Below are 15,218 nucleotides of genomic sequence, written 5' to 3'. Positions count from 1 at the left end.
ATTCTTTTTTGAATTTCGACATTTTTCCAATAAATCCTTTTTTCTACGACAAAAAAGTGACAAATTGTCGCAAAACGTTGGTCTGTTCACAGTACCCGGCGCACGATATAATTATGGTTTGAGAAGGAGTGGACTATCATGTTCAAAGTGCTGAAGGAGTTCAAAGAATTCGCCGTCAAAGGCAACGTGCTCGATCTCGCGGTCGGCGTTATTATCGGCGGCGCTTTCGGCAAAATCGTCACGTCGCTCGTCAACGACATCATCATGCCTCCGATCGGATGGCTGCTCGGCAACATGAATTTTGCGGACTTATTTATACAGTTGGACAATAAAACGCTTAAAGACGGCCAGCCTATCAAATCGCTTAACGATGCAAAAGCGGCCGGATCCGCCGTTATCGCATACGGGAACTTCATCAACGTCATCATCGATTTCACAATCGTGTCGTTCTGCGTCTTTTTGATCGTCAAGGGGGCGAACACGCTGCGCCGTTTGCACCTTCGCGAAGAGGAGGCGGCGCCCGTCGAGCCGACCGAGAAGGAATGCCCGTACTGCCTGTCCAAAATTCCGGTACTCGCCACCCGCTGCAGCCACTGCACGTCGCATCTGGACGAAACCCCGGACGGGCTGCAGACGGGGCACTCGTAGGCCATGAGCGCCGCACCCGGTAACGGAGCCGGCCGAGAAGAGCATTTCGATATTTACGACGAAGCGGGCAGGCGGATCGGCGACGCCCCGCGAAGCGAGGTACATGCCCGCGGGTACTGGCACCGGTCGTTTCACTGCTGGCTGATCCGCCGGGACGGCGACCGCAGGCTTGTCCTGTTTCAGCTGAGGCACAAGGACAAGGATACGTTTCCGGACCATTTCGATATTACCGCCGCCGGGCATCTTGCGGCCGGCGAGACGGTACGGGACGCGTCCCGGGAACTCGAAGAAGAGCTCGGAATCGCGGCCGATTTCGATTTGCTTATTCCGCTCGGGGAAACGCGGATGGTGAAGTCCGGCGAAGCCCGGGGCGTGCCGTTCGTCGACAGCGAAATCAGCGACGTATTCGGGCTTATCTATAACGGTCCGCTGCGCGGGCTGAACCTGCAAGCGGACGAGGTTGCCGGCGTCTACGAGGCGGAGCTGGAAGCCATGATCGGCCTGTTCGAGCGAACCGTGGACGCGATCGATGCAGCCGGTGTCGAGCCGGCCCCGGACGGTACACTGCGCGAAACCGTTCGCGAAGTCCGTGCGGACCGGTTCGTACCGCGTGACGCCGGTTATTACGCGAAGCTGTTCCGCACTCTTCTGACCCACCTGTGAGCGTGCGGCTGCGGCGCCCGGCCGGCGCGGACTGTCAGCGCTGCGCATGCGGTGCGAAAGCGGCGCGGACTGCCAGCGCTGCGCTGCCGTGTGACGCTTCACGGGGAGCATGTCCCCGAATGCGGACTATACGATACATCCCAAAAACCTGTTTGCTGCAGTTCATCAGCTGCGGCTTCTCCGGCGGAACGGCCGTTTACTTCCGCCTCCCCCTCTTCGCGCTCGCTCCCCGTAAGCCCCCCGCGCCCGCCGATCCCGGCCGCCGTTTCATTCGCGCCGCGCCGCCGCGCATTTGGCTTCGTCCGGAAACGTGCACCCCGCTGACGGATTCCCAGTTTTTATACCAATTGTCAATCATGCCGTGAATGTTATAAAAAATCGTGCTTTCCGGCGCCGTATCGAAATCGTTCATCATTTCTTCGCCGAACACACGAGCCGATTCCTGGTGCATGCAGCCGTGGAGGTTCGACCCTTCAATGAACAGACCGAGCTCGTCTGCCGTGGCAAACGACTGCAGGTTATTCAAAATGCGGGCTTCGGCCTGCCGGTTGTAGCAGGGCGCGCTGCGTATCCCTTCCGGTACCGACGTCCAAGGTGCCACCAGCCGCTGGTCATAACCCTGCTGTCTGTACCATTGCAGCGCCTTGGCGATAAATTGGCGGTGAAAGTTCAGAAATTCGCGGCCGTAACCCGGCGGCAGCTGCGACGGGTCGGTATGGTGATTCGCGTGATGCCAGCGCCGATGCTCTTCAAGAAGCGCCGGCGGAAAATTCGGGATAAATGGCATATGGACCCTCCTCAAAGTTTTACGGAGTAAAACTAGCTTCGTAAGCATAGGCTCCGTTTTGCGGAGCAAAACTTACTTCGTAAGCATAGGCTTCGTTTTGCGGAGTAAAACTTGCTTCGTAAGCATCGATCGATGTTTTTTCCATATAACGCATGCTGTACAACAGTCTATGCCGCAGCCTGCCAAGCGGTTCGAAAACGCGAAAAATCCGCCTGCCGCGCGAGGCGGGGCGGATTTTTCGCTCGAACCGAGCAGGCTGTGATCTTAGAAAATGTTGTCGCAGCCGCGGTTGGAGACGCAAATGTCGAACGTAATGCGAACGTCGCAGCATTCGCCGAATACGCAGCTGATGCGCACGCAGGACATACGGCCCTGATTGAAGAAGGCGACGACCTGGCAGTTGATGCCGATCAGCTTCTCGATCAGCTTCTTGTTTCTGCAGCGGATGGCGCGGACAAGCGCTGCGGCGACTTCACGGTTTTTCAGGGAACAAAACAGGTCGCAAAGGTCTTTGCCGGCTTCCTGAATGCCTTCTACGGCATTGTCGGATCTGTTCGTGCAGCATGACGAAGTGCGGACTCGTTTTTTGCCGCGGCGAACCACCTTGACATTTTTGAACTTCAGTTTGGCAGACATGGAGTTCCTCCTTTTCGGTGTCTTGATACAACCTATGAGGAGGAAATTCAATCGGTATGGACAAGTACGCCCTGCCAATCGTACAACCTGTAGGCCGGAAAATCCGGAACGGCGCACGCCTTCCCGAACGCCAGGCTATAGGGTACGGCCGGCCCGGCCGGTCCATTTATCCCCGCCGGGGTCTGACACCCCGTGACTATCATCACTTGGGGACAGCCGCCCACCGGCCAGCCGCCCAGCGTTACCGTCCGCCGAAAGCCGCGTACGTCCCCGGTACGCGTGCCGGTCCGGCTCTCTCGCGCCGGCGATGCCCGGAATTGCAACGGTGCGGGCGGGAACCCGGAGCAGCTTCCGGTACAGGTACGACGACAGCTTTACGGCGTTCCTGTCGATCAAGCGGAACATGCCGTACGAAAGGAACAGGAGCGGCGCAATCGATAAGCCGAACGTCAGCAGAAAACTGACCCCGTACGGCAGGATGGCGTGCAGCCGGGTGAAGATCCAGCAGGATACCGTTCCGAGGAACAGCATATGAAGGAGATAGAGCGAGAACGAAACGTCTCCCAGGAAGCCGAACATTTTCGCGGACAACGATCTTTTCAGCGCGGGACTTACAAGAATGGCGGCAAGCACGCAAAAAGCGCCGATAATATTGTAAAGCTGCCTTTCGGACTCAAGTCCATCCGGGACCCCGAGGTGAAGCAGAAGCCAGAATGCGCGATTGTCAAAGGAATAGTAGGAAAACGAGCCCAAATACAGCCCGCAGAGGAGTATCGGCAGAAAAGCCCATTTCGGCACGCCAAAGCCGGCTCGCTTCAGCGAAATATGAAGATCGCACAGGATCAGCCCTGACAGGAAGGCCAAATAATACGTATCCCGCAGCAGGATCAGCAGAACCGCATACCAAATCCACCGGCGTTTTGAGCCGGCCAGCAAAGCCAATACGGCGTAGACCAAAAACGAACCGTACAATTCGAAATGCATCGTCCACAGCACAACGTTATACGAAGCGTCCGCTTGAAAAAACACGCCGTAAAGCGCCGTGAATACCGCCTGGGCCGCATTCGCGTCGAACCGCCAAAATCCCGCGAACCATTCGGATCCGGTCGATTGCCCGACCTTCGCATTGGCGAACAGATGAAAATGCAGCAGAACCCACGAAACAAGAACGGAGAACGCCATCGGAACGGCAAGCCGCACGTATCGACGGGCTGCGCCGGACTTGAGCCATTCCGGATTCCCCGACGAAAGATACTTGAAGCTCAAGACGTACCCGCTCAGCACAAAAAACAGGCACACGGCAAAATGGCCCTGAAACAGCAGCCCAAGCGGCGATTCCGCCATGGCATGAACCACCGGATTTCCCGCTGCTTGTCCATAGGAAACATTATCGGGATAAAAAACATATAAAAAATGAAATGCGACGACCGCTAAGGCCGCCAATCCCCGCAAACCGTCCAAATATTTAAGTTTTTCCATTTCTCCTCCCTCGAATGACGTCCGCGCGTCGAAATCACGGTCTCGGCACCCTTTGGGCTTGCGTTCGTTTCACCTCCTTGACGACCGCCTTATGTTATATAACACCAAGGCGGTTGTTTTGAACCCCGCGGCGAACAACCATGAAGAACCGGCTGACACCGTTCTATTGCGGCGGAACAAGTTTCTTCCCTTCGATCGATCGAGAAAATAAGTCGACCAGATCCCTTAGATGAACAAAAAGACACGGGACCGAAAATCTCGGAACCCACGCCTTGATTGGCGTTGTATGGTGCTGGCGAAGGGAATTGAACCCCCCAGCCTACACATTACGAGTGCGTTGAAGTACAGATCTGTCAGGTTCCAATCAGTATCTCCTGTCTATTTTGTAGACTGAAACCTTAAATTAATTCCCTATAAGTTCCAAATGAGACCGTACGCGGTTAGAAGAAATGTTAGAATAATAGAAGATTTATTAGATTTCCAAAGCGGTTTAGGACAGGTGCTGCAGATCGTTCCACTTAGACAAATGTGAAACGAAGGATTGAGCTAACGGGCAGGATATTGGAGCAAATGGATAGAATTTGTTTATATTAGCAAGCAGGATTGAGGAGCGATTTTTTGAATATAAGACATATTGAACCAGAGGACTGTAGAGCAATTTTAGAGGTAGCCTCAGATTGGTGGGGCAGCAGTTATTCAAGTGATATGTTCTCAAAGTGGTATATTCATCACTTTCGGGATACTTGCCTTTTAGCAGAAGAAAACGGGAAGATGATAGGATTTGTGATGGGATTCTTATCGCAATCTGAACCAGATGCATCCTATATTCGAATCGTAATGGTTGACCCAGCATCACGTGGGAAAGGTGTTGGACGAGCACTTTATGAGGAATTTTCCAAATGTGTCGGAATGCTAGGAAGAAGTGTAATTCGATGTGTAACATCTCCAAAAAAGAAGGATTCTATAGCATTTCATACGCATATGGGATTTATCATCGAACCTCAGGAACAAGAGTTTGAAGGTGTTCCTGTATGTTTAAATTATGATGGTCGTGGTGGAAACAGGGTTGTTTTGAAGAAGGTGCTAAAAAGATAGACAATCGTTAACGGATTCAGCTAAAACCAGCTAATAGCTTGTCAAGATTTTTCTCTTAAGTTTTAGAAGAGAAAGCACTATACTGAAAAATGGGCATGGTTAAGAACCCTCCTAAGGAGCGTTGGAAGGTTTTTCGTCTGTATGAGAAGTGTGGTTCTTAAGCTAAATCAAGGAAGAGCTCTTTCTTGGTTAAAATGGCGTAGATCCAGTGAAGGAGCTTGTTTATACAGGCAACAACGGCGACTCGGTATGGTTTTCCTTCTTCACGCTTCTTATCGTAGTATTCACGAAGCTTTTTATTCCGGGAATTCTTTAACCCACATATGACCGCAAGATACAGGCTATGCCTCAGCTGCTTGGAGCCACGTTTCGTGATTCGATTGGTGGTCGCGGTAAACTTCCCTGACGCAAAGACACTAGGGTCTACACCTGCGAAGGCAACTACTTTCTTGGCGTGATTAAACCGGTTGATCTCTCCGATTTCGGACAAAACCGTTGCAGCGATTTTGCCGCCGATCCCGGGAATGGACTGGATAATCCTGAATTCCTCAACTTCTTTAGCAAGAGCATCGATCTTATCTTCCAGGTGGGATAGGTGCTCTTGGTATTGGAGGAGGAGGTTGATGTATAGCCCCATGCTAACGAGATGGCTGCTGTAGGCTGTTTCCTGGAAAGGGTTATTCACCGCAGCACTTAGAATGGTCTTGGCCTTTTCGCTAGCCCAGTTCTCGGAGCGTCTAGGACAGAGGTACGCAATTTTGTCCGTAAGTTTCGTCAATCCGGCTTGAAGAATCGTTTTGGACGTTGGAAACTCCCTTAGGATAGATAAGGAAACCGTAGAGTACAAGTCCCCAAAAATCCCTCTATAATCGGGGAAGACTTGGTCTAATACAGCTTGGAAATGAAGCTTGGCCTGAACATACATATGAGTAATAGAATTGTGCTGTCGTGTCAAGTGACGAAGGTTGAGCAGCCCAATACCTCTTTTTTTATGGGTTTCAAACTCCTCTTTGTAATAAAGCTCGCACAGCTGGTAGGCATCCACAGCATCTGTTTTCACCTTGCGAAGACTGGATTTCTTCGCTTGATGAGAAATAAGCGGATTGATTACAAGGTACAAGAACTCGTGCGACTCGAGAAACTGTACGACAGCTTGATGATAATGCCCCGTTGATTCCAAAATGATAACAGGGGAAGAGCCAGTCTTATTACGGACATCTTGGATAGCGCTGAGCAAATCCTTAAACCCTTCAAGCGTATGGAGAAAACGAAAGCTTCTGCCATAGGGTTGTCCTTTCCTTAAAAATGCTTGTCCTTCACTTTGCCCCTTTGAAATATCCAGGCCGATTACAGGATCCATGATATTCTCCTTTTGGAAGTTAAAGATTGCCGGTATCCCTACGCTGCTTGCAGTTCCACAGCATCGCTTGTAATGCGGGATCTTTCGTCCCAACCAGCTTAAACATGGTTTCCACAAGTAGGGGGCGAACAGTTTTAGCGACGGGATCAATGCCTCCCACGGATACGATCGTTCTGCCCCGGCTACCGGTTAATACACCACTTAAAAAGAAAAGAGGTCAACCAGCAAATACTGGCTGACCTCATAATACGACGGAGACGATAGTGAAATTGGAGCAGGCGCCGTGGCGACCTGCTCCTGGTCATTGAAGTAACGGGGCAGAATACATGGTAACGTCTTCGGTGGATACCCGTATGTATATAGTGAAGGCCTCTCTTCGACCGATTTTAATGATGTTAGGGCGTGTTTTTTTGACAGGATTTTTCGGGTTCTTGTTTTTTATACTAGGACTGATTGCGGCAATAGGGCCATACGCGGCATGGTATGTACAACTTGGATGGCAATTCAAAGATGCTCAACCGAGTGATTTAGCGTTAAGTATGCAACGTGTAATGGGCGTAATCTTTGCTATCATCGGTTTAATTTTGATGATTTCGAGCTGTTCTATTGGGGGAAGCGCGGATAGCAAGTGGCCAGAGCAGTTTAAAGAAAAACTTGCCGCCGGGGAGGTGCAAGAAATCACCATCGGCATGATTACCCCCGTAACCTTGACCCTTGAAGAAACAACTGCCGTGATTAAGATGATCCAAGAGGCGGAACTTAGACCATTCGATCCAGGCGATTCTTATGGCGCGAACGACACAGGTAGCATTGTATTTAAGGATAAGACTAGCGTAGAATTGGTCATTTTCGGACCAACTGGCGGTATCGAATTGCATCCAGATACCACACAGGAAAAATATATGATCATGAGCGAAGATTTGAAAAATTGGTTTTTACATAACCACCGTAACCTATAGGCCGAAAAGGCTGCCGACAAAACAATGAATCGGCGGCCTTTGTTGTGCTATTGGGCAGGATAGTTTAATCGTTTCTCGAATATTTCTGAGTTGGATAATTTTATAAACTTTGTGAATATAACGTTATCTGATGGATACGAAAATTTTATATGTGAGGGGGATTCGTTTGAAGCAAGGAATTATTGTGTTGTTGAACGGAACTTCAAGTTCAGGAAAGACCAGTATTTCTATTGAACTAGTAAATCAGAAAGAGATTCTTTTTCATCATTTATCAATAGATGATTTTTTTAAAAATTTCAATGAATTTATTGATAAAAAATTTCCGGATTTTAAACCTAAAAGAGAAGTAGATGATCAAGTTATTGCACAAATCATTTTTGATCCCATAATGTCATATTACTATTCGACAATTAAATTGTTTTCAGAAATGGGTTTGAATGTAATCGCAGATACGGTAATCGACAATGACAAGAGGTTTAATGAGTGTCTTGATGTATTTTTTGATCAGCCTACATTGTTTATAGGTGTAATATGCTCAAAAGAAGAACTCATAAGAAGAGAGAAAATCAGAGGTGATCGACAGATTGGACTTGCAAGTTCCCAGTTCGACAAAGTATATTGCTTTAATGAATATGACCTTGAAGTAGATACTGAAGAGTTGAATCCAATAGAATGTGCCGAAAAGATATTAAGTTTTATTAAGTCCAATGAGGATTACTCGGTATTTAAGAAATTAAGTAAAAGAAATGTTAGTGTTTCATAGAAGGCGTATCCACCAGATAACACCATAGTCACGCATCGGGGCTATCGCCCCTCGGTCTGCCCGAGGGATTTCGGAATTAAGCTAAAACCAGCTAATAGCTTGTCAAGATTTTTCTCTTAAGTTTTAGAAGAGAAAGCACTATACTGAAAAATGGGCATGGTTAAGAACCCTCCTAAGGAGCGTTGGAAGGTTTTTCGTCTGTATGAGAAGTGTGGTTCTTAAGCTAAATCAAGGAAGAGCTCTTTCTTGGTTAAAATGGCGTAGATCCAGTGAAGGAGCTTGTTTATACAGGCAACAACGGCGACTCGGTATGGTTTTCCTTCTTCACGCTTCTTATCGTAGTATTCACGAAGCTTTTTATTCCGGGAATTCTTTAACCCACATATGACCGCAAGATACAGGCTATGCCTCAGCTGCTTGGAGCCACGTTTCGTGATTCGATTGGTGGTCGCGGTAAACTTCCCTGACGCAAAGACACTAGGGTCTACACCTGCGAAGGCAACTACTTTCTTGGCGTGATTAAACCGGTTGATCTCTCCGATTTCGGACAAAACCGTTGCAGCGATTTTGCCGCCGATCCCGGGAATGGACTGGATAATCCTGAATTCCTCAACTTCTTTAGCAAGAGCATCGATCTTATCTTCCAGGTGGGATAGGTGCTCTTGGTATTGGAGGAGGAGGTTGATGTATAGCCCCATGCTAACGAGATGGCTGCTGTAGGCTGTTTCCTGGAAAGGGTTATTCACCGCAGCACTTAGAATGGTCTTGGCCTTTTCGCTAGCCCAGTTCTCGGAGCGTCTAGGACAGAGGTACGCAATTTTGTCCGTAAGTTTCGTCAATCCGGCTTGAAGAATCGTTTTGGACGTTGGAAACTCCCTTAGGATAGATAAGGAAACCGTAGAGTACAAGTCCCCAAAAATCCCTCTATAATCGGGGAAGACTTGGTCTAATACAGCTTGGAAATGAAGCTTGGCCTGAACATACATATGAGTAATAGAATTGTGCTGTCGTGTCAAGTGACGAAGGTTGAGCAGCCCAATACCTCTTTTTTTATGGGTTTCAAACTCCTCTTTGTAATAAAGCTCGCACAGCTGGTAGGCATCCACAGCATCTGTTTTCACCTTGCGAAGACTGGATTTCTTCGCTTGATGAGAAATAAGCGGATTGATTACAAGGTACAAGAACTCGTGCGACTCGAGAAACTGTACGACAGCTTGATGATAATGCCCCGTTGATTCCAAAATGATAACAGGGGAAGAGCCAGTCTTATTACGGACATCTTGGATAGCGCTGAGCAAATCCTTAAACCCTTCAAGCGTATGGAGAAAACGAAAGCTTCTGCCATAGGGTTGTCCTTTCCTTAAAAATGCTTGTCCTTCACTTTGCCCCTTTGAAATATCCAGGCCGATTACAGGATCCATGATATTCTCCTTTTGGAAGTTAAAGATTGCCGGTATCCCTACGCTGCTTGCAGTTCCACAGCATCGCTTGTAATGCGGGATCTTTCGTCCCAACCAGCTTAAACATGGTTTCCACAAGTAGGGGGCGAACAGTTTTAGCGACGGGATCAATGCCTCCCACGGATACGATCGTTCTGCCCCGGCTACCGGTTAATACACCACTTAAAAAGAAAAGAGGTCAACCAGCAAATACTGGCTGACCTCATAATACGACGGAGACGATAGCGCGGCGATGGAACCGATCCATCGCTTGTTTTAGTTTATTTGCACTTCGCTCAACAAACGGGCAGTAAAGTTCAATATAAAACCATCGTGCAACATTTAAAAAATCATAGCGTCTATTTGGTTATAATCTAAACGGGGAGAGTCCCAAATGAGAAATGCTTTAGTAGTAGTGGCGTTGATGTTTCTGGTTTTCCTCATACTCATTGGGTGTGGTCAAAAGTTGGCAAATAGCCCGTCGAAGCTGAATAGCGGTGAAGGTTTGCAATCAGAAAAACAGACATCAATTCGTGAGGGTCGTGGACCAGCACCTGTATATTTAGAGTTTTCCGTTGTTCCGGAACATCAGGATTACGATCAGGGGGATTCGGTGCATTTTTCGATTTCAATCAAAAATGTATGGGACGATTCACTTGATATTGCTAATATTCCAAGTATCTTGATTGGTCCCTTCGCGATTCCTACTGATAAATATGAACGTGTTTCCATCACCTCAATAGGAAAGAAAACATTAAAACCTCAGGAATCAATTACTGCATCAGCAGTTTGGCATCAAAATGGGGAACCTGGTTTGTATCAAGTAGAGTTCGGTGATATTGATCTGGGTCACACAAGACTGAGCGGCGGCGGTAGCCGGTTCTTTGTTAAATATTCTTCTGAAAAAATTCTAACTAAAACAATTGAGCCCGGAGCCATAATCAAACTACCTGAAGAAGATGGCGATCTATCGTTTGTTGTTAAACGAATTGAAATGAATGAACATGAAACAGTAGTTTTTTTTGACTTCAATACCGAACAAGAAGCGCCTATGGGGTTTCAGATGGCTTTAGTCAGATCAAATGGGGAAGCTCATCTGAAGCCGGAGCCTGATCACGGCGGTGAACAAAGCGAGCAAAAAAACGGCGTTATTCATGGTTTAGCAAAATTCAACCCGACAACTACCGACATAACGCAGCTTCAAATTGTGATTACTGACTGGTCTGTAATTCATAAGGGAGTAAGTACAGAAATCATTAAGGGTCCTTGGACAGTGGATATCCCTCTAAAATGAATTGAATCCTACTAAAATACGGCCTGTCCCTTTTTTGTTCTAAAGAAATCAATGCAGAAAGTTGTTGCGCTAACGAAGACGATAGCATAATAAAAAACCAATACTCAGTTTCCAGCAGCCGCGCATTCTAACAAATCGTACAGATGTAGCGTGATTGGCGTAGGCATGCCTTTTTTGTCTACATCTAAATGAACCGTAGAGTGGTTTGTAAATTAATACTCGTATTCATAATAAGGGGAGATTAGAATTGACAAAACTGAAAATGGAAGCCTTAAAATTTCCGATTGGCAAATTTGAATGGAGCGGTGCGGTTTCCAATGAGCAGCGTCTTCGCTGGATCGAAGAAATCAAAGCGCTGCCCTTACAGATCCGAAAAGCCATCGAGGGGCTGGATGAGAAGCAATTGGATACACCCTATCGGCCGCAGGGCTGGACCGTTCGGCAGGTCGTGCATCATTTGGCTGACAGCCATTTGAATAGTCTGATTCGTTTCAAGCTTGCGTTGACCGAGGTTGAGCCAACGATTAAGCCTTATGATGAAGCGCGTTGGGCAGAGCTTGACGATAGCCGCCTAGCGGATATTTCTTTATCTTTAGGGCTGCTGGATCAGCTCCATGCGCGCTGGGGATTATTACTGTTGTCATTGCAGGACACACAGTGGGGGCTTACCTTTACCCATCCTGACTCTGGCGTCGTCCGATTAGATGTAAACCTTGGGTTCTATGCCTGGCACGGGCGTCATCATACAGCCCACATCTCGAATCTGAGAACAAGAATGGGCTGGTAAGCTGGGTCTGATGGGCGGACGTACCTATTCACATGTCCTTCCGAACCTGCAGGAAGCGGTTCTACGCGGTCTAGGCGACTCAATCGTCGGTTCCCCTAATAAGCACGAAAATTCGCTTCATCACACTAAAGGTTAGAAAATCGTTAGAAGAAATCAAAATGACGCGGGGCCGAAAACTCGGCAACCCGCGCCCTGATTGGATAAGTATGGTGCTGGTGAAGGGAATTGAACCCCCGGCCTACGCATTACGAGTGCGTTGCTCTACCCCTGAGCTACACCAGCGAAGAAGGCGTCTTTGTACGCGACTTTTATAATATATCTTATACCCTCCCTGTTAGTCAAGCCTTTTGGACAACTTTTTTGGTAAACATCAGTCGTTTGTTTTGCTGACGAGCGAGAGCGGCCGGGTCGGCATGCTGAGCGTGAAGGAGCTGCCTGTTCCTTTCTCGCTCTGGAGCGTAAGGCCGCCGCCCAGCAGGCGCGCAAGCTGCAGGCTGATAGAAAGGCCGAGCCCGGTGCCGCCGTATTTGCGGTTGATCGCCCCGTCCCCCTGCTGGAACGCTTCGAAGATCAGCTTCTGTTTCTCCGGATCGATGCCGATGCCCGTATCGGAGACGGTGAACGATATGCGCTGCACGCCGACCGGCCGTTTGACCGGCCGTCCCCAGGAGGCGAAATTCCAGTTGCGCCTGCGGCCGGTGCCCCGCAGCTCTGTTAAGCCCGGTGAGGTCTCGAGGCGAATCGTCAGCTTGACGGATCCCTGCTCGGTAAATTTAATGGCATTGACGAGCAAATTGCGCAAAATCTGATTGAGGCGCAGCTCATCGGTCACGAGCGAATCCGGCGCTTCAAGCTCTGTTTCGATTTCGAACTGAAGCCCCTTCTGGTCGGCCAACGGCTGGAACTGCTGCTGCAGCGCCTGCACGAAATCGCGCAGCAGCACGGGCTCGAAAACGACGTCGATTTTGCCCGCTTCCACCTTGGACAAGTCCAAAATGTCGTTGATCAGCTGCAGCAGCTCGTTGCCCGCCGTCTGAATCAGTCCGGCATAGCTGACTTCGTCATGCTCGTAGCGCCCTTCGTCGTTGTCGCGGATGAGCTGGGACAGCAAAATAATGCTGTTCAGCGGCGTCTTCAGCTCATGCGACATATTGGCCAGAAATTCCGACTTATACCTGGAGGCGAGCAGCAGCTCGCCCGCCTTCTCCTCCACTTCCCGTTTCGCCTCTCGCAGCTCCCGCGTCTGGCGCCGCAGCAGCATGTTCATCGCCCGCAGCTCTTCTACGCGCATCTGCTCCTTCTGAAAATCGCGAACCATCGCGATAAACACCGCGCTCAGCAGCACGCGCAGCGGAAACGCGACGTAGCCGATGGACACCCAATATTCATAAGGGGAAGGCGGAACGAGCAGATGGGCCAGCATGGCGTTCAAGGTGTAGACGAGATTCAAAACGAGCACTGCCGCGGTGCATTTCCACACAAACCGCCAATTCAGCTTGCGCAGCCATATGCTGAGGCCCATGCCGGCCAGTCCCAGCACAATCATGCTAGCGAACGCCAGCCATCCGTTTATATCGTAGTTGAAAAATAGCCGGCCAATCCCGATGCCGGCGCCGATCAACAGCACCGTCCGGGGATTCGGGAACACGAGCGCGGCCACGATGACGGGCACCATGCGCATGTCGACGAGCGTATCAGCCTGCACGCGCAGGCCGAACAGCATCGACAGCCACCCGCCGATGATGAAAATCGCGACGGCAATCCGATTTTTGAACTGCACGGACGCATGCTGAAAAATATATTTATACCCGACATTGAACAAGTAAGCTAGCGCGATCAACACGCTGATATTGGCAAAAAAACCTTTTGTAAACGACAATTCGCGCTGCCTCCCCCCCGAAAAAAGCAACCTTCGCGCTCGCTTCTTGCGGCGGCTGTCCGCATTTTTTTTCTTGTCAGGTTGTGTGTTGTTAAAAGTGTCCGGACGGCCATAGGGTTATTACCCGCTTGTTCGAGTATTGACACAGCTTTCCGGAAGGATTCATTTGTTAGCGAAACGTTAGCAAAACAAATATGGGGCTTACGGCACTTTTATAAGGGACTAAAGGGTTCGCGTTACAATAAGTAACAGTTAGATTCGGAGGTGTAAATGCGATGATCAAAGCCATTACGTTCAAGGACCGGACCGTTCCCGTGCACTATCCCGCCGGACATGCTTCCTGCCTGGATCTGCTGCAAGACAAGCTGTTGGAGATGGAGCTCAACTTTGATTTCCGCAAAAAATGGAAACGAATATCGTCCGTCGAGCTCATGCGCGACGTGGCTATATTGCAATATAACGACGGCTCGAAGCTGTATATGGAAGTATCCTGAAGAGACGCGCGGCCTGCTTCGCTCCCTTCCGCATAAACGGAAGCCGGGCGATGCGGGCCGCCTTTTTTTTTGGGGGAAACCGCCGCTCCCGCCGGTGAGTCGCACGCTGCAGATTGCGGGCAGCCGTCAGGATACGTTCACATATTTATAGCCGACACCCCATACGGTTCGTATGTATTTAGGTTCCTTCGGGTTGACCTCGACCTTGCGCCGGAGATTGACGATATGCACGTCGATGGCGCGGTCCGTCACGAACGAGTCGTAGCCGCGGATGGCATTGATGAGATCCTCGCGGCTGAACACTTTGCCCGGATTCGATAAAAAAAGCTTCATCAGCTCAAATTCGGAAAAGGTCGTTTCCACCAGCGTCCCCCGTACCAGCAGCAGCCTCCGCTCCGTATCGAGACGGATCGGCTCCTCCGAACCGTGCTCGCTCGCCGGCGCGGCCGCTTCCCAAGCCTTTCGCTGCATCTGCTTCGAACGGCGGATCAGCGCTTCCACGCGCGCGCTCAATTCATGCATGCTGAACGGCTTGCACAAATAATCGTCCGCTCCGGCCCGCAGTGCGCCGACGCGTTCGGATACCTCGGATTTCATCGAAACGATCATGATCGGCACCGAAGAGTGCCGGCGAATCGTCTGGCACAGCTCCGTGCCGTCGCAATCCGGCAGCATCAGGTCGAGAAGCACCACATCGGGATCGAACGTATCCACCAGCATCAGTCCGCTCGCCCCGTCAACCGCCTGCCTGATGCCATAGCCTTCCCCCGTCAAATACATGGACAGCATGTCGCTCATCATGACATCATCTTCAATGACAAGTACCTTGTACACGGTAATTCACCTCAAATTGAAAGGGATTGAAGATTTGTCTCGAAATAGCGTCTACTTCCAATATACAACAGGCAGAAGAAGGCAACAATAGATTGTTAGAA

Annotated in this window: 15 protein-coding genes and 1 tRNA gene; 8 read left to right on the top strand and 8 right to left on the bottom strand. The window is 49.7% G+C overall.

Annotated features, from left to right (window positions below; genetic code table 11):
• The first annotated feature begins 138 nt into the window (after positions 1 to 138).
• Positions 139 to 648: a large conductance mechanosensitive channel protein MscL gene (gene mscL / locus PD282_RS02625; RefSeq protein WP_274648839.1), complete on the top strand. Its 510-nt coding sequence runs from the start codon at positions 139 to 141 to the stop codon at positions 646 to 648.
• A gap of 3 nt (positions 649 to 651) precedes the next feature.
• Positions 652 to 1,311: an NUDIX hydrolase gene (locus PD282_RS02620; RefSeq protein WP_274648838.1), complete on the top strand. Its 660-nt coding sequence runs from the start codon at positions 652 to 654 to the stop codon at positions 1,309 to 1,311.
• A gap of 196 nt (positions 1,312 to 1,507) precedes the next feature.
• Here PD282_RS02620 and PD282_RS02615 read toward each other — a convergent pair whose 3' ends face one another.
• The 3 genes from PD282_RS02615 to PD282_RS02605 all read right to left on the bottom strand — a co-directional run bounded on the left by PD282_RS02615 (position 1,508) and on the right by PD282_RS02605 (position 4,213).
• Positions 1,508 to 2,098, bottom strand: a complete 591-nt coding sequence (locus PD282_RS02615; RefSeq protein ID WP_274648837.1) for a hypothetical protein — start codon at positions 2,096 to 2,098, stop codon at positions 1,508 to 1,510.
• Between the two features lie 264 nt (positions 2,099 to 2,362).
• Positions 2,363 to 2,734 carry a hypothetical protein gene (locus PD282_RS02610; protein WP_274648836.1) on the bottom strand — a complete coding sequence of 124 codons (372 nt, stop codon included), beginning with the start codon at positions 2,732 to 2,734 and terminating at the stop codon, positions 2,363 to 2,365.
• Between the two features lie 135 nt (positions 2,735 to 2,869).
• Positions 2,870 to 4,213, bottom strand: coding sequence for an acyltransferase family protein (locus tag PD282_RS02605; protein ID WP_274648835.1), 1,344 nt, complete (start codon positions 4,211 to 4,213; stop codon positions 2,870 to 2,872).
• A gap of 618 nt (positions 4,214 to 4,831) precedes the next feature.
• Here PD282_RS02605 and PD282_RS02600 point away from each other — a divergent pair.
• Positions 4,832 to 5,308 (top strand): GNAT family N-acetyltransferase, encoded by a 477-nt coding sequence (locus PD282_RS02600; RefSeq protein ID WP_274648834.1) that lies wholly within the window; start codon positions 4,832 to 4,834, stop codon positions 5,306 to 5,308.
• A gap of 157 nt (positions 5,309 to 5,465) precedes the next feature.
• Here PD282_RS02600 and PD282_RS02595 read toward each other — a convergent pair whose 3' ends face one another.
• Positions 5,466 to 6,668, bottom strand: a complete 1,203-nt coding sequence (locus PD282_RS02595; RefSeq protein WP_274648831.1) for an IS110 family RNA-guided transposase — start codon at positions 6,666 to 6,668, stop codon at positions 5,466 to 5,468.
• Between the two features lie 353 nt (positions 6,669 to 7,021).
• Between PD282_RS02595 and PD282_RS02590 the strand changes: the two genes are divergently transcribed.
• Both PD282_RS02590 and PD282_RS02585 read left to right on the top strand, forming a co-directional pair.
• Positions 7,022 to 7,627, top strand: a complete 606-nt coding sequence (locus PD282_RS02590) for a DUF6199 family natural product biosynthesis protein (protein WP_274648833.1) — start codon at positions 7,022 to 7,024, stop codon at positions 7,625 to 7,627.
• A gap of 166 nt (positions 7,628 to 7,793) precedes the next feature.
• Positions 7,794 to 8,390, top strand: a complete 597-nt coding sequence (locus PD282_RS02585) for a chloramphenicol phosphotransferase CPT family protein (RefSeq protein ID WP_274648832.1) — start codon at positions 7,794 to 7,796, stop codon at positions 8,388 to 8,390.
• A 218-nt stretch (positions 8,391 to 8,608) separates the two neighbouring features.
• Here the strand turns inward: PD282_RS02585 and PD282_RS02580 are convergent, their stop codons facing one another.
• Positions 8,609 to 9,811: an IS110 family RNA-guided transposase gene (locus PD282_RS02580; RefSeq protein ID WP_274648831.1), complete on the bottom strand. Its 1,203-nt coding sequence runs from the start codon at positions 9,809 to 9,811 to the stop codon at positions 8,609 to 8,611.
• Positions 9,812 to 10,223: 412 nt separating this feature from the next.
• On the opposite strand from PD282_RS02580, the gene PD282_RS02575 reads away from it, so the two are divergent.
• Both PD282_RS02575 and PD282_RS02570 read left to right on the top strand, forming a co-directional pair.
• Entirely contained in the window at positions 10,224 to 11,123 is a 900-nt protein-coding gene (locus PD282_RS02575) for a hypothetical protein (protein WP_274648830.1), read from the top strand.
• A 262-nt stretch (positions 11,124 to 11,385) separates the two neighbouring features.
• A complete protein-coding gene (locus PD282_RS02570; RefSeq protein ID WP_274654981.1) occupies positions 11,386 to 11,910 on the top strand; it encodes a YfiT family bacillithiol transferase in 525 nt (174 codons plus the stop codon).
• A gap of 207 nt (positions 11,911 to 12,117) precedes the next feature.
• Here PD282_RS02570 and PD282_RS02565 read toward each other — a convergent pair.
• Together PD282_RS02565 and PD282_RS02560 are read right to left on the bottom strand one after the other, a co-directional pair.
• Positions 12,118 to 12,192: transfer RNA gene (locus tag PD282_RS02565), tRNA-Thr, on the bottom strand.
• An 88-nt stretch (positions 12,193 to 12,280) separates the two neighbouring features.
• A complete protein-coding gene (locus PD282_RS02560) occupies positions 12,281 to 13,789 on the bottom strand; it encodes an ATP-binding protein (protein WP_274648829.1) in 1,509 nt (502 codons plus the stop codon).
• A gap of 275 nt (positions 13,790 to 14,064) precedes the next feature.
• On the opposite strand from PD282_RS02560, the gene PD282_RS02555 reads away from it, so the two are divergent.
• Positions 14,065 to 14,283, top strand: a complete 219-nt coding sequence (locus PD282_RS02555) for a hypothetical protein (RefSeq protein WP_274648828.1) — start codon at positions 14,065 to 14,067, stop codon at positions 14,281 to 14,283.
• Positions 14,284 to 14,409: 126 nt separating this feature from the next.
• Here PD282_RS02555 and PD282_RS02550 read toward each other — a convergent pair whose 3' ends face one another.
• Entirely contained in the window at positions 14,410 to 15,117 is a 708-nt protein-coding gene (locus tag PD282_RS02550) for a response regulator transcription factor (RefSeq protein ID WP_274648827.1), read from the bottom strand.
• Positions 15,118 to 15,218: the final 101 nt, after the last annotated feature.

Origin of the sequence: Paenibacillus humicola, assembly GCF_028826105.1 — a bacterium.
Lineage (GTDB): Bacteria > Bacillota > Bacilli > Paenibacillales > Paenibacillaceae > Paenibacillus_Z > Paenibacillus_Z humicola.
Note: the sequence above shows the minus strand (reverse complement) of the source record. Positions and strands in the feature narration are given on the sequence as shown.

Bases quoted from the DNA above. Each gene is read 5' to 3' on its own strand.
- mscL (WP_274648839.1), top strand. From the start codon at position 139: ATGTTCAAAGTGCTGAAGGAGTTCAAAGAATTCGCCGTCAAAGGCAAC.
- PD282_RS02620 (WP_274648838.1), top strand. From the start codon at position 652: ATGAGCGCCGCACCCGGTAACGGAGCCGGCCGAGAAGAGCATTTCGAT.
- PD282_RS02615 (WP_274648837.1), bottom strand. From the start codon at position 2,098: ATGCCATTTATCCCGAATTTTCCGCCGGCGCTTCTTGAAGAGCATCGG.
- PD282_RS02610 (WP_274648836.1), bottom strand. From the start codon at position 2,734: ATGTCTGCCAAACTGAAGTTCAAAAATGTCAAGGTGGTTCGCCGCGGC.
- PD282_RS02605 (WP_274648835.1), bottom strand. From the start codon at position 4,213: ATGGAAAAACTTAAATATTTGGACGGTTTGCGGGGATTGGCGGCCTTA.
- PD282_RS02595 (WP_274648831.1), bottom strand. From the start codon at position 6,668: ATGGATCCTGTAATCGGCCTGGATATTTCAAAGGGGCAAAGTGAAGGA.
- PD282_RS02590 (WP_274648833.1), top strand. From the start codon at position 7,022: ATGTATATAGTGAAGGCCTCTCTTCGACCGATTTTAATGATGTTAGGG.
- PD282_RS02580 (WP_274648831.1), bottom strand. From the start codon at position 9,811: ATGGATCCTGTAATCGGCCTGGATATTTCAAAGGGGCAAAGTGAAGGA.
- PD282_RS02575 (WP_274648830.1), top strand. From the start codon at position 10,224: ATGAGAAATGCTTTAGTAGTAGTGGCGTTGATGTTTCTGGTTTTCCTC.
- PD282_RS02570 (WP_274654981.1), top strand. From the start codon at position 11,386: ATGGAAGCCTTAAAATTTCCGATTGGCAAATTTGAATGGAGCGGTGCG.
- PD282_RS02555 (WP_274648828.1), top strand. From the start codon at position 14,065: ATGATCAAAGCCATTACGTTCAAGGACCGGACCGTTCCCGTGCACTAT.